Below are 21,913 nucleotides of genomic sequence, written 5' to 3'. Positions count from 1 at the left end.
GCACGGCGTGCCTGACGTCGAATGGCTACCTCCCGCCGCCGCAGTCGCGGATCGTCGCGTCACTGTCGAATGACCGCTGCTTCCATGCCTCACGGAAGCAGCCGAGTGTCTCGGGCGTCGCTCTCCGGCACATCGTCACGGCGATGTCCAACCAGTCGGACCGGATGGACAACACCTTCCTCACCTCGAGGAAACACTCGGAGGTGCTGGGAGTGGCACGGCTGCACAGGTTCTCGACGTGCCGGCTCCAGTCCGACATGACGACGAGCGAGGGCTTCACGTCCTTCACGCAGCTGATCGTGCTGGGGGAAGGTTTCTTGCACAGGCGTGCCACGTAGTCCGCCCGACCGGACCACGACGAAGAGAACAGTGGGGTGGCCTCGCTGATGCACGCCGCACGCTCAGCCCGATCCGCCCGACCGTCGGGCTTCTCGGCTCGGGCCAACGAAGACAGCAGCGCCACGGAGACAAGCAGGACTCGGAACGATTTCGAGGAAGAAGGAGTCATATACAGAGCCTAACCCCCGCCAGGCTCAAAGGTTAACGCTCAGGCCAGCGGGGTGGACGGGCCGCGCAGCCCCTGAGTCGTTGTCGCTGAGCCGTCTCACCCACTGACGCTCACGAGAGCGGGCTCGCGGGTGTATCGTCGCCGGCCATGCGCCATATTGTTCTGCTGGTAGCCCTGTTCGCGTCTTCGCTGGCACTCGCCGCTGAAGCGCCGCTCGAGTTCACGCTGACGTGGGAAGAAGGCGAGTTCTCCCGTGACGCGAGCGGCAGTGGGTACACGTTCACCGTGAAGGGCGACCAGGTGACGCGAGAGAGCCGCAGTTGGGGCCGCGACGACACCCCGCCGATGCCGGGACGAGAGAAGCCGGGCCCGACGTCGGTGAAGCTCACGCCCGTGCAGGCGAAGGAACTCCGCGAGGCGTTCGCCGGGACGAAGGGCCTGACCGACGTGAAGATAGAGACCCGGCAGGATGCGGGCCGCGTGCGACTGGCGACGCTCTCAGCGAAGGGCGCTGACGGGAAGCCGCGCGTGGTGAAGCTCGAGGCGTACCTCGACGGCGATCGCGCGCGCGGGCCGAAGGGCCTCGTGCTCGACCCGCCCCCGTCCGACGCGAAGGCCGCGGCGCACCCGGCGGTGAAGACGCACCGGGCGCTGTACTCGCTCTACACGACGCTGCTGCTGCTCTTCCCGTCCTGAATCATCGAGCCCGCCTTTCAGTTGGCCCGTGTACTCGACGAGGCGGCACGGCCCGGCGCGACGCCCCGTCGTTCCGGGTGACGCTCAGCAGCCGGGCCCGTTGATGCAGCGGTCCGTGGACTGGATGTACTTGTGACACTCCTGGGGAACGACCGCGCGCAGGTTGGCGCGCGCCTGGTTCTTCGCCTCGGTGCAGTTGTCGTGGGAGCACCCGTTGGCACGCGCCGAGCGACACTCCCCGCGATAGTCCGAGGGACAATCCGGGGCGTTGTGCGCCACGCACGCCTCGCCCTCCTGCCACTTGTCCTTCTTCGCCAGCGCCTCCGCCTGGGTCTTGTCGGCCGCCGACCCTTCCGCCGCCTTGTTTCCCGACGTGGAGGACTCCGAGGGACAACCGCTGACACCTACCGCCAGGGCAACCAGGCCCGCGGCGAGCAGCGTGCGCCGAAGCCATACACCGTGAGACGAACCGCGAGGAACTGCCGGGTGAACCGAGTGCATGACGAGTCTCCTGACGTGAGGGAGACGGCGCGGCGGCCCTTACGGCGCACGGGTGCATCGGGCCGGACCACCCGGCCCCAGGGCCACGCTCACCGTCCCCACGCACAGAAGACGTTCCACCCCTCGATGCGGTGAATATGACCCTGGTCGTGATTCGCCCGCCGCGCACGACAGGTGCGCGGAAGAGGGGCGGAATGATTTCGCGGCAGGAGCGCCCGACCGAATGGCGCGTCGTGCGCGACCGCATGGTGTGGGCGGTGTGCGCCGGGCCGGTGGAGAGGCCGCGCAGCCCTTGGGGTACCGCGGCCTGCCTCCACACTGCGCATGGGAGCCCTTGGTGGGCAAGCACGAGAAGCTGGAGGATCAGCTCTCCAGCTTCACCGGCCAGGAGGGCGGCCACGCGCGCGATGTCCGCGTGGACGCCATGGTCTGGCCCGTCTTCAAGTCGATGACGGCGAGGGGAACCAAGAAACCGTGCAAGAGAGGCTTTCGAGATTGAAAAGGTATCGTCCCTCTCGAGATTGAACCCTTTCCTGAAAAACTATTTGCGCGGCTCCTGCCCCTTTCTACTCCGCAGCCACCGCTCCAGCCTCGGGAACAGTGTCCGCACAAGTATGACAATCCGTGCAGGAGAACGTGCCATCCGAGTTGAAAACGCAATTCTTGCAGCAGATAGCCGCGCTGCTGACCTCGGGCGGAGAAAGCGAAACTCCATCCTCCGTCCGAACTTCAGAGCGGGAGAACTCGTAAGAAGGCACGCGGGCAATGTTGCCCTCGGGCGACGTGACGGACCATTCGTTCCCATCTCGTGCGATTCGGTGCTCGGAATCAACAGCGCCGCATCCGCTGATGCCAATGATTACGCCGACCACACACACGACACGCTGAATGTTCATGGAGCCGCCCTGTTCGCACCCTGCCACTATTGGCAGGGGCAGAGCTTGCCCCACAAGCCGCATTTCCGTCAATTCCAGCAACCCCTCTTGAGCATGGGGTAGATGAGAGGCCTATTGAAGGTGAGGGCTGGTGTAGAGGGGCCGGTTGCCCCGACTGGCACGGCCCGGAGGTGTGGCTCCGGGCCGCAAGTCAGGGGACCGTGTAGGCAATTCAGTCCAGGAGGTTCGCCAGGCCCGCGTACGTGTTGGGTCCGGGGATGCCGTCAATCGGCCCCGTGTAGCCGCCGCGGCTCGCCAGGGATTGGAGCACCTTGTAGGTGTTCGTTCCGGGGACTCCGTCCACGGGGCCCGTGTACCCGGCGCCGCTCAGGAAGGTCTGGAGGCCCCGCCACGAATTCACCCCCAGGGCTCCATCGGAGGGGCCCATGTACCCGCCCAGGCGCGCCACCCGCTGGAGCGCCGCGTACGAGTTGGTGCCCATGACGCCATCAATGGGGCCCGTATATCCAAACCCACGCAGCACGGTCTGCACGCCCTTCCAGGAGTTGGTGCCCATGACGCCGTCGATGGGGCCCGTGTAGCCGCCCTTCGCGGCGAAGCGCTGGAGTGCCGCGTACGAGTTGGTGCCCATGACGCCATCCACGGGCCCCGAGTAGCCATAGCCGCCGAGGACCTGCTGGATGCCCTTCCACGTGTTCGCGCCGGGGACGCCGTCCACCGCACCGGTATACCCGCCCGCGCGGGCAATCCGTTGCAGCGTCACCCCCTGGGCATTGGTGACGGGCGGCACGGGGCCGGAGGACCCGTCCAGGTACGCCTGGATGCCGTTGTACGTATTGGGCCCGGGGATGCCATCGATGGGGCCCGTGTAGCCACCGTCCTGGGCCAGGAGCTGCAATCCCTTGTAGGTGTTGATGCCCGGGACGCCGTCGGCGGGCCCGTCGTAGTACCCCAGCGTGCGCAGGACCTTCTGGGCTCCCATCCAGGTATTGGCCCCCGGAATGCCGTCGATGGGGCCGGTATAGCCGCCCCGGCGCGCCAGGTTCTGCAAGGTGGTTCCCTGCTGGACGGTGATGACGGGGGTTCCGCCGCCCGAGCTGCCTCCGGGGATGGCCGTCGGCGGAGGCGCCGTCGCACCCGACGGGGGCTGGGACAGTCCGGCGAACGCGGACAGCTTCGCGACGTTCAGGTCGAGGGGAATCCCGTTCTGGTTGCCGGACGACGTGTACTGGTGGATTTCCCACGTCGGGTAGGCCGTCCCGATGCTCGGGTTGCCCGGCGTGCCCGTGTAGTGCGCAATCCAGAGCTTCGAGCCCACGGCCTGCGTCTGCGGCCAGGAGTTGGCCTTGAGCAGACTCGAGTAGGTGTACAGGAACGGTGCCTTCCCCAGGCGTGTCTTGACCGCCTGCATGAAGCTCGCGGTCAGGGAGTCGTTCCAGAAGATGCCGTCGTCGATGGCTTCGTTGTCGAGCACCAGCAAATCACCCGCTCGATAGTCATACAGGTGGTCCATGAAGTACTGGGCGTCACCGGCGGGGTTGTACGAGCCCGCCATCCAGTAGTGCCCCACGAGGAGCCCGGCCGCGCGAGCCCTGGCGACCTGCTGTGCGTAGTACGGCGCGACGTAGATGGGGGAGACATTGGAGCCTCCGGCTTTGACAATCGCGAACTGGTAGCCGGCGCTGCGGATGGCGCTGAAGTCCAGGTTCCGCTGCGTCGTGCCGACATCAATCCCATACACACCGCTCATCCCCGACGGGGGAGGCGTCCCGGGGTCCTGGGCCAGCCAGTTATTGAGGCCCGCGTACGTGTACTGCCCCGGGAAGCCATCCACTGGGCCCGTGTACCCGCCGAGCTGGGCGAGCCGTTGGACGCCCTTCCAGGTGTTCTCACCCGGAACGCCGTCGATGGGGCCGGAGTAGAAGCCCTTGCCCGTGAGGACCGTCTGGACGCCCTTCCACGTGTTGACCCCGGGCACGCCGTCCACCGGGCCCGTGTAGCCGCCCCGCTGGGCCACGCGCTGGAGCGTCTTCCCCTCCTCGATGCTGACCTGGATTCCCCCGGTGCCGCCGCCCGTGCCGGTGCCGCCGCCGGTGCCGGTGCCGAGCACGTTCCGGATGAGCGGCGCGGGGTCGCTGACAGACTCGCCAAACACGCAGGTGTCCGTGGCGCCTCGGGTCAGGTGGAGGTGCGGCCCGGTCCACGCGGAGCCGTGGTCATCTCCGGCGCCCGCCACGTAGGCGATGGTGTCACCCTGCTGGACGTAGTCGCCCACCGAGAAGCGCGTCCGGATGACGTGGTCGTACCCGGAGAAGTCACCGGGCGCGGACTCCACCGCGATGGTGTGTCCCACGATGGAGGAGTACTGGACGCGGCGGACGATGCCCGAGCGGAGCGCGGGAATCGCCTGGCCGGCGCTCGCGTAGATGTCGAGCCCCCGGTGGCCCAGGGGGCCGTAGTAGGGGCCGGTGACTCCGAAGCGGGTCCCCCACCGTGACTCCGCGTAGAAGGACTGCACGTTGGCCGGCGCGAGAGCCTGGTCTTCCTGGGTGACAGGGTCAGGGCTTGCGGAGCCCTCCGTCTCCGGGCCTCCGCAGGCAGTCAGGACCACGAGCCCCAACAGCAGCTTCACGGTGTTCGAGATGATGCGCCTTGGACGGAATCTGCTGTTCATGCGGCTCCTCTGGGATGGAAACAACGCTCTCGTCGAGAACCAGAGAATCATTATAATCTTGGAATTCAGTTTTTTGTGCTCGACGCAACTCCATCCAAGGCGACTCATCATGAAACGACTGGCAGTGATTCCCTCCATGCTCCTGCTCCTGGCCTGCGCGGCCTGTGGCGTGGAGGCGCCCGAAACGGGGGCCGGCACCCTCGACACCTGGCGCGCGGCGCTGGCGACGCCCGCGTGGCGCGCCACCGGCAGCTTGCTGTCCGCCCGTTCGGGCGCCACTGCGACGGTGTTGCCCTCCGGACTGGTGCTCGTCGCGGGCAGCAGCGCGTCGACGCCGACAGCGACCGCGGAGCTGTATGACCCGGTGACGGAAACCTGGACGGCCACCGGCGCGATGACTGCGACTCGCTCGGAGCACACCGCCACCCTGCTCAACAACGGGAAGGTGCTGGTGGCCAATGGCCATCCGTGCTGCCTCGCGGGCACCGTTTCGGCCACGGCGGAGCTGTATGACCCGGCCACCGGTACCTGGACGGCGACTCCCGTCAGCCCGCTTGCGCGCAGCCAGGCCCGGGACGTCCTGCTCGCTTCGGGCAAGGTGCTCATCACCGGTGGCGCCGTCTCCGGTTCGCCCATGGGCCCCACTGCCGGCGTGCACGTGTATGACCCGGCCAGCAACGCGTGGTCGGCGGCCGCGAGCATGCTCGGCCCCCGCTACCGGCACACGGCGACGCGGCTGCTCTCGGGCAAGGTCCTCGTGGCGGGCGGCACCAACCGGAGCGGCCTCAACCTGGCGACCACGGAGCTGTATGACCCGGCGACCAACACGTGGACCGCGGGCCCTTCGATGAAGGCGGCGCGCTACTACCACCAGGCGATGCTGTTGCCCTCGGGCAAGGTCCTGGTGGTGGGCGGCGTCGGTGGCACCACCACCGAGCTGTATGACCCGGCGACCAACACCTGGTCCTATACCGGCAACCTGGTGCAGTACCACTCGAGCCCCCGCACCGCCGTGCTGCCGTCGGGCAAGGTGTTCCTCGTCGACAACGTGGGCGCGACGGAGCTCTATGACCCGTCGTTCAGCGGGACGTGGAGCGCCGGCCCCACCATGGCCACGACGGGCCGCGGTGGCGCGTCCGTCGCACTGCTGCGCTCCGGGCAGGTGCTCGTCGCCGGCGGCGGCACCACGGCCACCGCGGAGCTGTACGACCCGGGCACCTTCGTGTGGAACGCCACCGGCTCGCTCAACACGGCCCGGTGCGGCCACACCGCCACGCATATGTCCTTCAACGTGCTCGTGGCAGGCGGAAGTGACGCCTCCGGTCCCCTCGCCAGCGCCGAGGTGTACGAACCCTCCATCAAGTCGTGGCTGCCGGTGGGGGACATGACCGAGCCTCGCACGAATGCCGTCGCCGTCTGGCTGAACACGGGCAGGGTGCTCGTGATTGGCGGCAACGCCAACAGCAGCGTCACCACCGCGGAGGTGTTCAACCCGGGCCCCAACACGTGGACGGCCACCGGAAGCCTGCTCACCGCGCGGACCTCCTTCAAGGCGACCGTCCTCTCGTCGGGACAGGTGCTCGTCACCGGTGGGCGCACCGACGGCGGCGTCTACGTGACGAGCACCGAGCTGTATGACCCGGCCACCGGCACGTGGTCCGCCACGGGCCACCTCGCCACGGGCCGCATCAACCACTCCGCCATTCGCCTGGACGACGGCCGGGTGCTCGTCGCGGGCGGGTACAACCTGGTCTTCACGACGCTCAACCGGCTCGCGAGCGCGGAGCTGTACGACCCGAACACCGGAGTCTGGCAGACCACCACGAGCCTGGCCCAGGCGCGCAGCAACTTCACCCTGCAGTGGAATGGCTCCTCGAACGGGCCGCTCGCCATCGGCGGGCTGATGGGAACGGGCTCGTACGTGGGGCAGGGCTCGCTGGCCACCGTGCAGCAGTTTGTGCCGGGCGCCAACGTCTGGGTCTCCGCGAGTGCCCTCTCCACGCCCCGCCATGACCACGCGACCGACGCCCTGCCGTTCGCGGGCATCCTGACCACCGGAGGCACCTGGAAGATTGGGGGCGCCAACGCCTCCAGCTTCCTGGCCAGCGCCGAGCTGTACGACTGGGACTTCCAGGTCTGGAGGCCCACGGCGAGCATGCTGGCCGCGCGCTCCGGCCACACGCTCACCGCGATGCCTGGCGACGAGGCGCTGGCGGTGGGGTGCGTGAATGGCGCGCCGAGCCGCTTCGTGGAGGTGTATTCGCAGTGAGGTGAGACACCGCACCGACGAGGCCGTCGCTTCGCATGGCTGGCGAAGCGACGGCCCCGGCACTGCGGGCCCGGACGATGCTCACTTCTCCAGGTCGCCCAGGATGCGGCCGATGGGCGTGGGCTCGCCGCGCAGCTTCTGGAAGAAGTTGCGGTTGTCGGAGCCCGCGTCGTAGTGGCCCAGGTTGACGTCGTTCTGGTTCCCGGTGGGGCGCATGCCCGAGTAGTCCTGGCGCTGCGGCAGCCCATGCTCCGCGCGAAGCTTGTTCTCGCTGGGCGCCCAGCCCGCGGGCGTGTGCGGCGTGGGGCGCAGGCCCACCGTCTCGAACTCCTCCGTCAGCCGCAGGCGCGTCTCGAGCGTGTTCTTCATGTCGGCCGAGTGCTCGGGGAATCGCTGGAACACGTCCGCCTTGTCGTGCTTGCTGACGGCCAGGGGGCTCACCTGGAGGCCGTTGGACGCGCGCCAGGCGTGGACGGACTCGTGGCCCAGGCTGTTGAAGCGCGGCCCCGCATCCTGCTCGTTGTACTTGATGTTGCTGGGCCGGCCCGCACCGGGCTGGCCGTCCTGGCGGTACGCCGGGCGCAGCGAGTCGTAGGTGCCCTCGTGGCGGGGCGCGTGGGACATGGGCATGCGTGCGTCGTTGCGGCCCGAGGAGATGTCGGCCACCGTCACCGGCTTGTACGGCGTGCCCGTCACGCCGGGGTTCACCGCCTGCGTGCGGCCGTTGAGCTCCGTCATCAGCCGATGTCCCTCGGGCTTGCTCATCAGCTTGTGTGTGGAGTTGCGCACGTCCGACGTGAAGTCCGCGAAGTCCGCGCCCGACTGGCCGCTGTCACGGCGCGTCCGGATGCCCGGCAGGTCCGGGTGCACCACGCCATGGTCCGCCGGCTTGAGCTGGCTCTTTCCCGCCTGGAGCTCGCCGGGCGTCGGCCGCGGGGCGTTGGGCTTCTTCGGGGCGCTGGCCGCGTCCGGCTTCGCGGCGGCGCCAGGGCTCGGGGAGCGCGAGGCGGACGGCGTGGAAGGGGAGGACTTGAGAAGGGAGAGGGACGGCTTCGAGCGGAGCTTCATGGGGAGCCTCTGGGGGGGCGGCGGTGGGCGACGTTCCGACACCAGAGCAGCTCCCGTGCCGGCCGGACCGCGTCGGGCCTCTCGCGCGGGCTTCCGTGATTCCAGGGGGTTCCACAGGCACCTGGGAGGGCTCCAGGCCGGGCGCCTGGTCACTGCGCCTACCGGCTGGTAACCGGAGTTACCACCCCGGCGGTGCCTTCCCGTCACCTCGGCTGCAATTTAAGCCGAGAACCTCGACGCGAGGGCCCCATGTCCGGCCAGCAGCTCGAAGACATCCATGCGGAAGTGCTCAAGGTCCAGCGGCATGTCACGGGCTTCGTCGAGGCGAACCTCGGCGCGCTCGCGGCCGTGCAGCCCGGCTACCGCGCGAGCGCGGAGAACCTGCTCGCCTACGTGGCACTGAGACAGCTCGAGCTGCGCCGGCTCCAACTGGAGCTGAGCGAGGTGGGGCTCTCCTCCCTGGGACGCAGCGAGGGCTCCGTCCTCTCCAGCCTCCACGAGCTCGTCCAGCGCATCGAGGACTCCCTCGCGCGCGGCGCTCCGGAGCCCGCCGGCCCTCCGCCCGTCCCCTCACCCGGGGGGCTGCGCCGCGACGAGGCCGAGCGGCTCCTGCACCAGCACACGGAGGCGCTCCTGGGCCCCCGACCGCGGGAGCGCCACGTGTACATCATGGTGACGGCGCGGGACGTGGAGCCGCCCTCAGAGGAGGAGTGTGCCGCCCTGCTGGGGGCGGGGATGAACGTCCTGCGCATCAACAGCGCCCACGGAAGTCCCGGCGTGTGGCGCCGCACGGCCGAGGTGGTGCGCCGGGTCGCCCGCCGCATGGGGCGCCCGGTGCGCGTCCTCGTGGACCTGGAAGGGCCGAAGATTCGCACCACGCATGTCTCCCCGGGCCCGGCCGTCCTCCGGTATCGCCCGCGCAAGGACTCGCTGGGGCACGTGGTCGGCGCGCTGCGCATTCCCCTGCTTGGCGCCAGTGCCTCCGCCCCGCCCACTCCGGAGGATGCGCCCCCTCCGCTCCGCGTGCCCGACGCCTGGCTCGACGGCATGCGTGTCGGAGACACCGTGCAGACCTGGGACAGCCGCCAGCGGGAGCGGCGCTTCCGCATCACCGAGGTGGAGTCCCACGGGGCCTTCGCCGAGCTCGACAAGACGTGCTACCTGACGCCTCGGACCGAGCTCGTCTGGATGCGGGGGGCCGAGGAGCTGGGCCGGGCCTTCCCCAGCGCCATCCCCCAGCGCCCCGGCTACGTCGAGCTGTCCGTCGGAGACCGCTTCCAGCTCTGGATGGACGCAGTGGAAGGTTCGCCCGGGGTGCGCGAGTCGCTCGACGGGCCCGAGTCGCATGGCCCGCCCAGGCTTGGCCTGGACATGCCGGGCGTCACGCTGCAGCTCAAGCCAGGACATCGCGTGCTCCTGGACGACGGCAAGGTGGAAGCGGTGGTCGAGGAGGTCGATGCGCGCCAGGCGACCGCGCGGGTGGTGAGGACGCTCAAGGCGCGCGTCAAGGTCCGGGCGGAGAAGGGCGTCAACTTCCCGGACAGCGACCTGCGCGCGTGCGTCGTCTCGCGCAAGGACCTGGAGGTGCTCCCGGAGGTGCTGGAGTTCGCGGATGTCCTGGGCGTGTCCTTCATCCGCACGCCGAGCGACCTGCGAGAAGCCATCGCCGCCATTCGCGCGGTCGCGGGGCGGCGCATGCCGGGAATCATCGTCAAGCTGGAGACGGCGCGCGCGCTGCAATCGCTTCCCGGGCTGCTGCTGGAGGCCATGCGGCACACCCCCGTCGGCCTCATGATTGCGCGGGGCGACCTGGCCGTCGAAATCGGCTTCGAGCGCCTGGCGGAACTCCAGCAGGAAATCATGTGGTTCGCCGAGGCCGCGCACCTGCCCGTCGTCTGGGCCACGCAGGTCCTCGATACCCTGGCACGGACCGGCATTCCTTCCCGTGCGGAGATTACGGACGCCTCCATGTCGGTCCAGGCGGAGTGCGTCATGCTCAACAAGGGCGCACACGTGGTGGACGCCTGCCGGACGCTGGATGTGATTCTGCGGAAGATGGAGCAACACCAGTTCAAGAAGCGGAATCTCTTCCGCCCCCTGAAGATTTCACTCCTGATGGGCGGCCCCTCGAGCCCCTGAGAAGCCTCGAGGAGCCGCCGGGAGTGGAGCCTGCGTCAGCGCCCATCCGGAAGCTGCGTGTAGTCGTGGAAGTTGCCGTACAGCCGCTCGTCCGGAGGGCCCTCCGTGACGGCCTGGACCAGCAACGGCCCGCCCACGAAGCAGCCCTTCCACGAGCCGCCAATGCCGCCGAACACTTCTTCCCGGTCCCCGCGCGAGCGCTGCAGGTTGTGCCCCACCTTGAAGGCCCGCAGCTCGCCGGCGATGCGGCGGCACGTCTCCGGCTCGTCGCAGGCGATGGTGGATACCAGCGCGCCGTTGGACACGTTCATCTCGGCGACGAGCTCCTCCTCGCTGTCCACGACCACCAGCGTGTCCACGGGGCCGAAGGGCTCGCCGTGGTAGAGCTTGCAGTTGCGCGGCACGTGCAGCAGCGCGTGCGGGGCCAGGTACGCGGACACGTCCTGCTCCGGCAGGAAGCGCTCCGGCTCCAGGCGCCCGGCGAAGAGGGGCACGGCGCCGCGCGCCTCCGCCTCGCTCATCAGCCCGTGCAGCTCCTCCACCTTCTGACTGTTGATGAGCGGTCCGAAGTCGAGCGCGGGAGGCGCTCCGTCGGGCGACTCGGCCAGCAGGGGATGGCCCACCTTCAGCGCGGAGACGACGGGCAGGTACGTCTCCAGGAAGCGCGGCATGAGGCCGCGCTCCACCACGAAGCGCGGGTAGGCCGTGCAGCGCTGCTTGCCGTACTCGAAGCCCTTCTTGAGCTGCTTCGCCAGGCCTTCCCAGTCGCTGAAGTGCCAGATGCCGTAGGTGTTCACCCCCTCCATCTCCAGCATGTAGCGCTTGTTGCGGTCATAGAGGCTGGCGGCGATGTCCCGCCCGTTCGCCTTGCCACCCACGAAGGACAGGCAGGCGATGTCCGGATTGCGCACCAGCGCGTCGCTGAGCTGCCCGCCGGAGCCGCTGATGAGCGAGACAGGCAGCCCGCAGCGGCGCGCCAGCGCCATGCAGAGCGTCAGCGAATACAGGCCCCCATCCGTGGGCGTCTTCGCGATGGCGCTGTTGCCCGCGAGGACCTGGACCAGCACGGCATGGACCAGCACGGACAGCGGGTAGTTCCAGGAGGCGATGTTGGAGATGAGCCCCAGCGGCCGGCGGCCATCCAGCATCGGCTCGATTTGGGAGACGTACCACTCCACGCCGCTGATACAGCGGTCCACGCTGACGCGCGCCTGGGGCACGGGCTTGCCAATCTCCCAGGCCAGGATGAGGGCCAGCAGCTCGCGCTGCTCACGCAGCAGGGCCAGGCACCGCGAGACGCGCTCGCGGCGGACGTCGAGCTCCTCCCGGGCCCAGGTCCTGGCCTCCGCCGCGGCGGCGCTCGCGGCGGTCCGCGCGGTGTTGGCATCCACCATGGGCAGGCGCCCCAGCACGGTGCCGTCCACCGGAGACAGGTAGGGCTTGCCCTTCCCCGGATGTCCCCAGGCGCCTCCGACGAGGTTGAGCACCCGGCCCGAGGGGTCGAAGGCCTCGGGGACGAGCGCGCGAATCCGACGCTCCAGCTTGGACCACTCCGCGTATGCAGGCACCGTACTCGCCATGGGCATGCCCCCCTCGAGAACGCCAGGCCGGTAGTCCACCTCTGCACTGGCTCACGGTGTCAACCTGGGTGCCAGCGCAGCGCGAGGCAACCGCCGCTCCCGGGTCACACCCGTCGTCGCCTTTCAGGCGATGCGCTCGTCCCAGGGCGCCATCCGCTCAAGGATACCAGCGCGGGCCGCCATACCAGCCGGTGGAGGTGCCCACGCCCACCCCGCCCCAGGGCGCGGGCACCGCGACGCCGAAGCCCACGCCGACCTGGGCATTCGCACAGCCGGAGGTCATCAGGGCGCCGCCGAGCAGCAGGAGCCACGCGGCGTGACGGAAGGACTTGCTCGGGGACATGGGGCGTTCTCCTCGAAAGGCAATCACTTGGAGGCCGCCGGGGCCCCGGTGTCCTCGAACGGGAATTTCTGCAGGGCGAGCACCGCTCCGCTCGGGTCGGCGATGAGCGCCAGCGAACCTCCCCGCACTTCGGGCCGGGGCGCCATCACCACGCGGCCGCCGAGCTCCTCCACCCGCGCGGCGACCGCCGCCGGGTCATCCACCCGGACGTAGGTGAGCCAGTTGGGCTTCACGCGCTCCACGGGCTTGCGCAGGACGCCGGCGCGGGGGTGCTCACCGTCCTTGAGGACGTAGTAGATGCCGCCGTGCTGGTTGCGCTCCTCCACCGTGTAGCCGAGCAGCCCCTTGTAGAAGTCCACGGCCGCGACGGCGTCATCGGCCAGATACTCCATCCATAGAATCTGCCCGGCCGTGGGCAGGCCCATGTCGGCCGGGTCCCCGGGCTCGGAGCGCACGAAGCCCAGCGGAGCCCCCTGCGGGTCCGTCACCACCGCGGCCCGACCGATGTTCTGTACGTCCTCCGGCCCCACCAGGGCCTTGCCGCCGCCCGCGCGGACCTGGCTCACCGCGCGGTCCACGTCGGGCACGGAGAGGTAGCCCAGCCACTGCGAGTACTCGCCCTTGCCCACGCCGGTGGGCTGGACGATGCCGCCGATGAAGCGCCCCTCCGCCTTGATGAGCGAGTAGGGCCGCTTGCTGCCCGCCACGTCCTGGAACTCCCAGCCGAGCAACTGGCTGTAGAAGCGTTTGACGGCGGCGGGGTTCTGCGTGACGAGGTCATGCCAGACGAACTTCCCGTAGAGCGGCTTCGGGGAGAGCACGAGGCCGCCCTCCCGGGACGCGGCGGCCGGTGCGGGGGCGGCCGTGACGGTGGTGACACAGCCGGCCACGGCGGAGAGGACGCCGCCCAGCGCGCACAGTCCCAGCACCAGCACCACTCCACCGCGAAGCCGGGCCTTGCCAGGCGATTCCATCATTGCTCCTTCTCCGCGGCCCGAGTTGCTCGGGGCGGACAGCCGGCGGGATGCGGCCGGACAGTCCCCAAGGTATGGGGCGAGGGAGCACGCGGGGCAAGTCGCGCAGCCTCCGGGACGAGCGCCCTGTCCGCTTTGGACAGGGCCCTGCTCCTCCAGGGTCGGGACGCCGGGCTGGAAGTGGACGCCCGTGGCCTGCCGGGCGTCCTCCTCCCGCCGCGCGCGCATCTTCAGTAGCGGATACCGAAGTTGACCGGCAGGTACTGGCCGTCGGCGTTGCGCGAGCTGCCGTCCGGCAGGGTGAAGCTCGGGCCGAAGATGTAGTGGTAGCGGCCCTCCAGGTAGAGGCGCAGGTCCCCATAGATTTTCAGGGTGACGCCGATGCCGCCGCTGAGACCGAAGTCCGTGCTGCTGCGCGAGCCGAGAATCTCCGTCACCGGCACCACGTCCGTGGCGCAGTAGTACAGCCACGGGTCGCAGTACGGGACGGCCGCGACGCCCGCCAGTTGCGTCAGCTCCACCTTGCGGTAGTACAGGCCCGGCCCGGCGATGAGGTAGAAGCCGAAGGGGCTGCGGGGCATCACGTTCCAGACGGCGTTGAGGCTTCCGTACTGCATGTAGTGGTTGCCGTCGACGCCAGTCCCGGTGAGCACGTCGGCCTGGATGTCATGGGCGCTGAAGTAGTACTCGCCCGTGATGCCGAGGTTCCTCGTGAACTGGAAGCCGGCGCCCAACTGGAAGCCGCCGCCCGTCTTGAAGCGGTCCCCCGCGTCGGAGATGGGGAAGTTGGCGCCGCCGCCTGCGTTGAACATGAAGTGCCGCACGGGCCCTTCACTCGCCTGCGTTTCAAAGCCCACCATGGATGCGTCCGAGCCAGACGTCGTCTGGGCAGACACGCCCCGAGGCACGGTGAGCGCCAGCAGGGCGAGGGGAAGCAAGGTATGCAACCGCATGAAGACCTCCTTGTGACACCGGACTACGTGGTGCCGGGAGCGTGGGGACGGGCCGCCTGTCCGCACACCGCCCCCCCAGGGAGGGCCGGGCAGGGGGGCGTGAGTCCAACCCCGGCCCGGCGTCTGTCGTCATGTCATTGCATCTGCATTTCAGTGTCGGGTGCGTCAGGAGCGCAACGCGCCCGCCGGCCACCGGGGAGGGGCGGGCGGGCACGCGCTCACTTCTCGGCCTTGGGCGGGAAGCGCGACAGCATCTCGTTCACGGCCTCTCCGATGCGCTGCTGGGTGCGTGAAGCAGACGGGTTCTCGTTCACCTCCGCCTGGGCCGTGCCGCGCCAGACGAGCTTGTTCGCCTTCGCGTCCACCACGTCGAGGATGATGGTGCCCTGCTCGTACTCGTACACGTGGGTGTACGGCATCCCGACGCCCCCGTAGTAGGGGTTCCAATACGGGTCCCAGCCGTAGCCGTAGTAGGAGTTCACCGTCGAGACGTCCACCTTCGAGTCGATGGCGCCCTGCCACCCGATGCGGAAGTCTGGATTGGCGTTCGCCTCCACCTGCTTGTAGCCGCGCCCCTGCAGCTCCTGGTCCACCGCCTGCCGGATGTAGGAGTCGATGATGTCGTTGTAGACGCGTGGGTCCTTGCCCTCCGGCTGCGGCAACCAGGCGTAGGTGCGGAAGCTCTCGAGCTGCGGCACGGACTTGGGGTCGTAGTGGGTGTTGACCTCGATGCCCGCGCAGGCGGCGAGCATCAGGCCCAGCAGGAACGGAGCGATACGAAGCGGCAGCCGCATGGGCGTCTCCTAGGGGTTGGCGCCGAGGCGCGCGCCGTCGGCCTCCTGACATTGCGCGCGGCACGGCAGGGGTGCCGAGTCCCGCCCGCCCGTCGGCCCCTGACGGAAGTCCGGGGGAGGCAGCCTCCGGGCCTCCGCTTCCCGCACCCCAACCCCTGGGCCGCGGCGTGTTTCAGGCCAGGGGAGGAGGGCGCTCGCAGCGTCGGCAGGGCGTGCGTGAGCTTGAACCCGCGGACAGCGGTCCCCAGCTTTGGGGCATGCTCCCACCCCCCGCGATTGTGGATGCCCACTGGAGTTCGGCGCTCGTGACTCCGAAGGTCGTGCCGGTGCTCGACCCGCTGTTCCGTCCGGCCGCGCTCGCCTGGCGTGCCTGGCAGCAGCGCGCGAGAGAGACCGGGCAGCCGGTGCGGGTGCGCTTCGCCCTCGAGCAGAAGGACGGCGCGACTTCACACTTCACGGCGGACCTGCTCCCGGAGGGGGATGCCCTCGCCACCGCGAACTTCAGGATGCTCGAGCGACTGGTCAAGCTCTCACTCTGGGCGCGCGGCGGCTTTCGCATCCACCTCGACGCGCCCGCCCCACTGGTCGCGGAGCTTCGCGCGCACTTCCGCGAGAGCCCGACCGGCCGCTTCGACTCGCGCATCGTCGGCGAGAGCGTCTACGGCCATCCCATCGAAGTGGTGGCGGCTCGCGAGTTGCCGCCGGAGCGCTCGGGCAGCGCCTCGTTGGGAGGCCACCTCGACGGCTGCCGCATTGGCTTCGACCTGGGAGGCAGCGACCGCAAGGTGGCCGCCATCATCGACGGCCACGTGGTCTGGAGCGAGGAGGTGGAGTGGGACCCGTACCACCAGCCGGACCCCCGGTATCACTGGGACGGCATCATGGACTCGCTGCGCCGCGCGGCGGAGCACCTTCCCCGGGTCGACGCCATCGGAGGCAGCGCCGCGGGCGTCTACGTCGACAACCAGGTGCGTTTCTCCTCGCTGTTCCGGGGAATCCCCCCCGAGCTCTTCGAGCAGCGCGTGAGGAACATCTTCCGCGACCTCCGGCACGCCTGGAACGACGTCCCGTTCGACGTGGTCAACGACGGGGACGTCGCCGCGCTGCTCGGCTCCATGTCCATCGACGACGGTGGTGGCGTGCTGGGAATCGCGCTCGGCACCAGCACCGCGGGCGGTTACGTCACCGGTGAGAAGTGCGTCACCCCCTGGCTCAACGAGATTGCCTTCGTCCCCATCGACTACCGCGCCGGCGCCCCGCGCGACGAGTGGTCCGGCGACGAGGGCTGCTGCGTGCAGTACCTCTCGCAGCAGGCCGTGGGAAGGCTGCTCGAGCCGGCCGGCATCACCGTCCCTGGCGAGCTGCCGCTTCCCGCGCGGCTGAGGCAGTTGCAGGAGCTGATGCTGAAGGGCGACGAGCGGGCCGTGGACGTGTACCTCACGCTCGGCGCCTATCTGGGTTATGCGCTGGGCCACCTCGCGAGTGTCTATGACTTCCGCCACGTGCTCGTCCTCGGGCGCGTCACGTCCGGGCGGGGCGGCGCCATCATGCTCGACACGGCGCGGGAGGTGCTGCGCATCGAGTTCCCGGAGCTCGCCGCCCGCGTGGACCTGCGGATGCCGAGCGAGAAGGACAAGCGCCACGGGCAGGCCATTGCCGCGGCCAGCCTGCCCGCGAGGCCGAAGCCGTAGGACGTCCCCACCGACTCGAACGCGGAGCGGGAAGGGGAGCGGGCGCCCGGCGCAGGCCGCGCACGCCTGCCCGACCCGCCCGCGAACCGTGGCGCGCGTGCGTGCGCGGGACCGCTCCGTCGCGGGCAGGCGCACGGACACGCCACCGTCCCCAGGGCGATTCACTCCCTTCATCCACATGCACAGCGTGTGGCACATGACCTCCAAGACATCAGTACGCCCCGCGGGGACCCCCTATCCTCCCATCTCCGACTATGCCTTCCTGAGCGACTGCCACTCGCTGGGCATGGTTGCCCGTGACGGAACGCTGGAATGGATGTGCTTCCATCGTTTCGACAACAACCCCGTCTTCGCCTGCATGCTGGACCGCGAGAAGGGCGGCTTCTTCCGCATCGCTCCCGTGGCCCCCTCCACCATCACCCGGCGCTACCTGCCGGATACAAATGTCCTGGAGACGCGCTTCACCACCGACACGGGCGTCATCACCGTCACCGACTGCCTGCCCTGCTGGGAGGACGAGCGTGAGTCCGGGAAGCTCGCTGTCACCCAGCCCCGGCACCTCCTCATCCGCCTGGTCCGGTGCGAGAAGGGCGAGGTGGAGGTGGCCGTCACCTTCTCACCGCGCTTCGACTTCGGCCGCACCACGCCCTATCTCCATCCCCTCGCGGATGACCTCGCCGTCGTGTTCGGCGGCGCGGACTCGCTGCTCCTGCAGTGCAACCTCGGCCGCATCACCTCCGACGCGAAGGGCGGCTGCGACGCCCGCGAGGTGCTGCGGGCCGGTGACACGCGCGAGATTGCCCTCCAGTGGGAGCGCCCGCACCGCATGAAGCCGGAGCGGCTGGAGCCGGCGGACCTGCGCACGCGCGTGGAGCGCACGGAGTCCTGGTGGCGCTCCTGGGCCGGCCGGTGCACGTATGCGGGACCCCACCGCGACCTGGTGGTGCGCAGCCTGCTCGTCCTCAAGGGGCTCACCTACGCGGACACGGGCGCCATCATCGCCGCGGCCACCACGTCCCTGCCCGAGGAGGTGGGCGGCGTGCGCAACTGGGACTACCGGTTCAGCTGGCTGCGGGACTCCTCGGTGCTCATCGCGGCGCTGGGCATGTTCGGCTACCGGCAGGAGGCGCGCCAGTTCGGCCGCTTCCTCCTCTCCACCACGGCGGGCCGCACCGACGAGCTGCAGATTCTCTACGGCATCGGCGGCGAGCGCTTCCTCCAGGAGAACGACCTGGACTTCCTGGACGGCTACCGGGGCAGCCGTCCGGTACGCACCGGCAACGGCGCGTTCGACCAGCTCCAGATGGACACCTACGGTGAGCTCATCGGGGTGATGTACGGCCTCATCCGAAACCTGGGCATCAACTACGAGGCGCAGATGGCGGACCCCCGCAGCCGCTTCTGGATGGACTTCATCCGGCAGGTGGCGGACACCGCGGCGAGCCGGTGGAAGGAGCCCGATGACGGCATCTGGGAGACGCGCGGCGGCCGGCAGCACTTCGTGTTCTCCAAGCTGATGGCGTGGGTGGCGCTGGACCGCGCCATCACCCTCTTCGAGCCCCTCCCCGAGCTGAAGCCGGACCTCGACGGCTGGCGGCGCGCGCGGGACGAGCTGCGGCAGGCCATTGAAACGCAGGGCGTGGACCCGGACACCGGCGCCTTCGTGCAGACCTTCGGACAGAAGGCGCTGGACGCCACGGGCCTCCAGGTGCTGCTCAGCGGCTTCCTGCCCCCGGACGACCCGCGCGTGACGGCGACGGTGGAGCGCATCGACAAGGAGCTGACGCGCCATGGCCACGTCTACCGCTACATCGAACGCAAGGACGGACTGCCCGGCGAGGAGGGCACGTTCGCCTTCTGCACGCTGTGGCTGACCACGTGCTTCGCGGTCCGCGGCGACGTGGAGCGGGCCGAGGAGCGGCTCGGGCAGGTGCTGGAGTACGTGAATGACCTGGGCCTGCTCGCCGAGGAGATAGACCCCGTGAAGCACGAGGCCCTGGGAAACGTGCCCCAGGCCTTCAGCCATGCGGGGCTCATCCAGGCCATCATCAACATCGAGAACGCCCGCGCGGCCCGGAGAGAGGGCCGCGCCCCCGCGGTCATCGCGGGACCCGCGCCCCGCGAGGCGAACGAGCGCGCCACCGTCCCGCCCTCGGAGCCGTCGTCTCCAACCTGAGCGGACCCGCCTGCTGCCCGCCCGCGCCCGGGCGCGCGGAGGGCAGCGGGCGTCGGGTGCGGCTCCCGCCGGGTGGTTGATTCTGGACGGACCGCACCTCAGCTTTCACACAGCCCGCGAGTCCGGAGCCCTGCCATCCAGGGCTCCGTGGACCGCGGCCGGAGGCAGAAATGGGGAAACCAATGCCATGCGGACGAAGCCTTTCAACCGCCACGCGCTCGCGGCGGTGGGTGTGTTCCATTGCGGTGCTCGCCACACTTGCCGGCGGAATCGCCGGGGCCGCGCCTCCTGAGGCCGAGAAGGCCCAGAAGCCTGTCGTCGACCCCAAGGCCCGCGCGCTGGTGGAGAAGATGAGTGATTTCCTCGCCAGCCAGCAGCGGTTCAGCGTCCAGACGGATGGCTCGATAGAGGTCGTGCTCAAGACGGGAGAGAAGCAGGAGTTCGACTTCTCGAGCACCGTCCGGCTCCAGCGGCCCGACAAGCTCCGGAGCGACCGGCGCGGAGAGGTGGCGGACCTCTCGTTCTTCTACGACGGGCGCACCTTCACCCTGTTCGGCAAGAAGTCCCGCTACTACGCGACCGCCGACGCCCCGCCGAACATCGACGAGGCCATCGATGCGGCGCGCGAGAAGCTGGACATCGAGGCGCCCGGGGCGGACCTGCTCTACAGCAACCCCGCCAAGGTCCTGATGGAGGACGTCGTCTCGGGAAGCAACCTGGGACCGAGCGTCGTCCGCGGCGTTCCCTGCCAACACCTGGCGTTTCGCGGAAACGAGACGGACTGGCAGTTGTGGATTGAAGACGGGCCGGTGCCCGTGCCGCGCAAGCTCGTGATTGTCTCGAAGAAGGTCGAGGGCCTGCCCGAGTTCGTCGTCGAGCTCTCGGAGTGGGACTTCTCGCCCCGCTTCGGCAACGACGTGTTCCGCTTCTCGCCGCCCGGCGACGCCGAACGCATCGACTTCCTCGAGGTGTCGTCCCGCAAGGGGACGCAAGGAGATACGAAATGAAACGCGCCCATTTCTCCGCTCTCACGCTGACACTCGTGCTCGTCTCGGGCGAGGTCCTGGCCGTGGTTGGCAGGCCGCTGACGCCCGTGAGCGTCGCGGGTGTGGCCCGTCGCACCACGCGTCGGGCCGTCTATGGGACGGCCGTCGTCGGCGCGGCGGCCGTGGGGACCGCCGCCGTGGTGGGAACCGCCGCGGTGGGAACCGCCGCGGTGCTGTCCACGCTGCCCACCGGCTGCGTCAACGTCGTCAATGCCGGCGTCACCTACCACCAGTGCGGCGGCACGTATTACAGGCCTTCCTACCAGGGCACCAACCTCGTGTACGTCCCGACGACCCTGTGAGGCCCGGGCCCGCGGCGCGAGGCGCCCGGGCCCCTGGTTACGCCCCGCTCACCTGCTGCCTGGAGCCCGCGGACCGGGCTCCAGGCTCGTTGCGCTCAGCACGCGCCGGGTGTGGTGGGCAATCATCGTCTCTTCATCCGTGGGAATCACCCAGGCGGAGACGCGGCTGCCAGGCCGGGTGATGCAGGGGCCGCCACGAGCATTGGCCTCTTCATCCAGCTCCAGCCCGAGCCAGCCCGCGGCGCGACAGACGCGCTCGCGAATCGGCGCGGCGTGCTCGCCAATGCCGCCCGTGAAGACGACGGCGTCCAGTCCGTGCAGCGCCGCCGCGAGCGAGGCGAGCTCGCGATGGATGCGGTAGACGAACAACTCCAGTGCCTCGGCGGCGGCGGCACTGGTGCTGTCGAGCAGCTCCCGCATGTCGCTGGACTCGCCGGAGACGCCCAGCAGGCCGGATTGTTGGTAGAGGAGTCGCTCCAGCGCGCGCGCGTCCATGCCGTGCCGGTCCATCAGGTACAGCAGGACCCCGGGGTCGATGGCACCGCAGCGGGTGCCCATCATGAGCCCGTCCAGGGCGGTGAGGCCCATGGTGGTCGCCACGCTGCGTCCCCGGAGCAGGGCGCACAGGCTCGCGCCGTTCCCGAGGTGCGCGACCACCGTGCGTCCCTCGGCGGCCGCGGGCGCCGTGCGCGGCAGCGTGGAGGCGATGTACTCGTAGGAAAGCCCATGGAACCCGTAGCGGCGGATGCCCTCCTCGGCATAACGCCGGGGCAGGGCGAAGGCCTGGGCCACGGGCGGCTGGGTGCGGTGGAATGCGGTATCGAAGCAGGCGACCTGCGGCACCCATGGTGCCGTCCGCATGACGGCGCGAATCGCTTCCACGCAGTGGGGCTGGTGCAACGGCGCCAGCGGGATGAGCGCTTCCAACTCCTCCAGGGTCGCCGCGTCGATGAGGGCGGGCCCGGAGAACCGCATGCCGCCATGGACCACGCGATGTCCGACGGCGGCGATCCGGTGCCCGCCGAGGACGCCCCCTCGACCCCAGGTGAACAGGAAGTCGGTGGCGCCCTCGTACCCGAGCCGCGTTCCGGCGGCCCAGTCCTTCTCACCGATGACGGCACCCTCCGCGTGCGCGACGAACCGCGGATGGGTCGACAGCTCCTCGAACTCCCCTCGGAGGAGGAGCCGCAGGGGCTCCTCCTCGAGGAAGACGGAGAACTTCAGGCTCGAGGAACCGGCGTTGAGCACGAGCAGCGCGTCCGGCACGTCCCCCGTTTCGAACGGTCGCTGCTCCATGTGTGAG

The 21,913-nt window shown here is 69.6% G+C and carries 18 protein-coding genes; 8 read left to right on the top strand and 10 right to left on the bottom strand.

Translation table 11 applies throughout. The annotated features are described in order from the left end of the window. Positions 1-25: 25 nt before the first annotated feature. Positions 26-289 carry a hypothetical protein gene (locus OV427_RS08805; protein ID WP_267855668.1) on the bottom strand — a complete coding sequence of 88 codons (264 nt, stop codon included), beginning with the start codon at positions 287-289 and terminating at the stop codon, positions 26-28. A gap of 366 nt (positions 290-655) precedes the next feature. Here OV427_RS08805 and OV427_RS08800 point away from each other — a divergent pair, with 366 nt between their 5' ends. Next, complete coding sequence (locus tag OV427_RS08800) at positions 656-1,204, top strand: hypothetical protein (RefSeq protein ID WP_267855667.1); 549 nt, start codon at positions 656-658, stop codon at positions 1,202-1,204. Positions 1,205-1,288: 84 nt separating this feature from the next. Here OV427_RS08800 and OV427_RS08795 read toward each other — a convergent pair whose 3' ends face one another. Beyond that, positions 1,289-1,705 carry a hypothetical protein gene (locus OV427_RS08795; RefSeq protein ID WP_267855666.1) on the bottom strand — a complete coding sequence of 139 codons (417 nt, stop codon included), beginning with the start codon at positions 1,703-1,705 and terminating at the stop codon, positions 1,289-1,291. Between the two features lie 337 nt (positions 1,706-2,042). On the opposite strand from OV427_RS08795, the gene OV427_RS08790 reads away from it, so the two are divergent. After that, positions 2,043-2,204 (top strand): hypothetical protein, encoded by a 162-nt coding sequence (locus OV427_RS08790; protein ID WP_267855665.1) that lies wholly within the window; start codon positions 2,043-2,045, stop codon positions 2,202-2,204. 608 nt (positions 2,205-2,812) lie between these two features. Here OV427_RS08790 and OV427_RS08785 read toward each other — a convergent pair. Beyond that, positions 2,813-5,275: a GH25 family lysozyme gene (locus tag OV427_RS08785; RefSeq protein ID WP_267855664.1), complete on the bottom strand. Its 2,463-nt coding sequence runs from the start codon at positions 5,273-5,275 to the stop codon at positions 2,813-2,815. Between the two features lie 109 nt (positions 5,276-5,384). Here OV427_RS08785 and OV427_RS08780 point away from each other — a divergent pair, with 109 nt between their 5' ends. Beyond that, a complete protein-coding gene (locus OV427_RS08780) occupies positions 5,385-7,544 on the top strand; it encodes a Kelch repeat-containing protein (RefSeq protein WP_267855663.1) in 2,160 nt (719 codons plus the stop codon). 81 nt (positions 7,545-7,625) lie between these two features. Here OV427_RS08780 and OV427_RS08775 read toward each other — a convergent pair whose 3' ends face one another. Continuing rightward, complete coding sequence (locus OV427_RS08775; RefSeq protein WP_267855662.1) at positions 7,626-8,612, bottom strand: M91 family zinc metallopeptidase; 987 nt, start codon at positions 8,610-8,612, stop codon at positions 7,626-7,628. 249 nt (positions 8,613-8,861) lie between these two features. Between OV427_RS08775 and OV427_RS08770 the strand changes: the two genes are divergently transcribed. Beyond that, positions 8,862-10,751 (top strand): pyruvate kinase, encoded by a 1,890-nt coding sequence (locus OV427_RS08770; protein WP_267855661.1) that lies wholly within the window; start codon positions 8,862-8,864, stop codon positions 10,749-10,751. A 35-nt stretch (positions 10,752-10,786) separates the two neighbouring features. Here OV427_RS08770 and OV427_RS08765 read toward each other — a convergent pair whose 3' ends face one another. From OV427_RS08765 to OV427_RS08745, 5 genes are all read right to left on the bottom strand, one after another. Further along, positions 10,787-12,331 carry an aldehyde dehydrogenase family protein gene (locus OV427_RS08765; RefSeq protein ID WP_420718351.1) on the bottom strand — a complete coding sequence of 515 codons (1,545 nt, stop codon included), beginning with the start codon at positions 12,329-12,331 and terminating at the stop codon, positions 10,787-10,789. Positions 12,332-12,488: 157 nt separating this feature from the next. Beyond that, positions 12,489-12,674, bottom strand: a complete 186-nt coding sequence (locus tag OV427_RS08760; RefSeq protein WP_267855659.1) for a hypothetical protein — start codon at positions 12,672-12,674, stop codon at positions 12,489-12,491. 23 nt (positions 12,675-12,697) lie between these two features. After that, on the bottom strand, positions 12,698-13,651 hold the full coding sequence (locus OV427_RS08755; RefSeq protein ID WP_267855658.1) for a VOC family protein: 954 nt from the start codon (positions 13,649-13,651) through the stop codon (positions 12,698-12,700). Positions 13,652-13,878: 227 nt separating this feature from the next. Continuing rightward, entirely contained in the window at positions 13,879-14,601 is a 723-nt protein-coding gene (locus OV427_RS08750) for an outer membrane beta-barrel protein (RefSeq protein ID WP_267855657.1), read from the bottom strand. Positions 14,602-14,819: 218 nt separating this feature from the next. Beyond that, the gene (locus OV427_RS08745; RefSeq protein ID WP_267855656.1) at positions 14,820-15,395 is read right to left on the bottom strand and encodes a DUF4136 domain-containing protein; all 576 of its coding nucleotides are present in this window, start codon (positions 15,393-15,395) and stop codon (positions 14,820-14,822) included. Positions 15,396-15,700: 305 nt separating this feature from the next. On the opposite strand from OV427_RS08745, the gene OV427_RS08740 reads away from it, so the two are divergent. The 4 genes from OV427_RS08740 to OV427_RS08725 all read left to right on the top strand — a co-directional run bounded on the left by OV427_RS08740 (position 15,701) and on the right by OV427_RS08725 (position 20,610). Then, the gene (locus OV427_RS08740) at positions 15,701-17,086 is read left to right on the top strand and encodes an ROK family protein (protein WP_267855655.1); all 1,386 of its coding nucleotides are present in this window, start codon (positions 15,701-15,703) and stop codon (positions 17,084-17,086) included. Between the two features lie 196 nt (positions 17,087-17,282). Next, positions 17,283-19,262, top strand: coding sequence for a glycoside hydrolase family 15 protein (locus OV427_RS08735; RefSeq protein ID WP_267855654.1), 1,980 nt, complete (start codon positions 17,283-17,285; stop codon positions 19,260-19,262). 245 nt (positions 19,263-19,507) lie between these two features. Continuing rightward, positions 19,508-20,269 carry a DUF2092 domain-containing protein gene (locus tag OV427_RS08730; protein WP_267855653.1) on the top strand — a complete coding sequence of 254 codons (762 nt, stop codon included), beginning with the start codon at positions 19,508-19,510 and terminating at the stop codon, positions 20,267-20,269. Further along, entirely contained in the window at positions 20,266-20,610 is a 345-nt protein-coding gene (locus tag OV427_RS08725) for a hypothetical protein (protein ID WP_267855652.1), read from the top strand. The genes OV427_RS08730 and OV427_RS08725 overlap by 4 nt, the downstream gene beginning before the upstream one ends. A 48-nt stretch (positions 20,611-20,658) precedes the next feature. On the opposite strand, the gene OV427_RS08720 is transcribed toward OV427_RS08725, so the two are convergent. Continuing rightward, complete coding sequence (locus OV427_RS08720) at positions 20,659-21,906, bottom strand: acetate/propionate family kinase (RefSeq protein WP_267855651.1); 1,248 nt, start codon at positions 21,904-21,906, stop codon at positions 20,659-20,661. Positions 21,907-21,913 lie beyond the last annotated feature (7 nt).

The sequence above is a fragment of the Pyxidicoccus sp. MSG2 genome (assembly GCF_026626705.1).
Taxonomy (GTDB): domain Bacteria; phylum Myxococcota; class Myxococcia; order Myxococcales; family Myxococcaceae; genus Myxococcus.
This window is presented reverse-complemented; position numbering and strand designations above follow the sequence as displayed.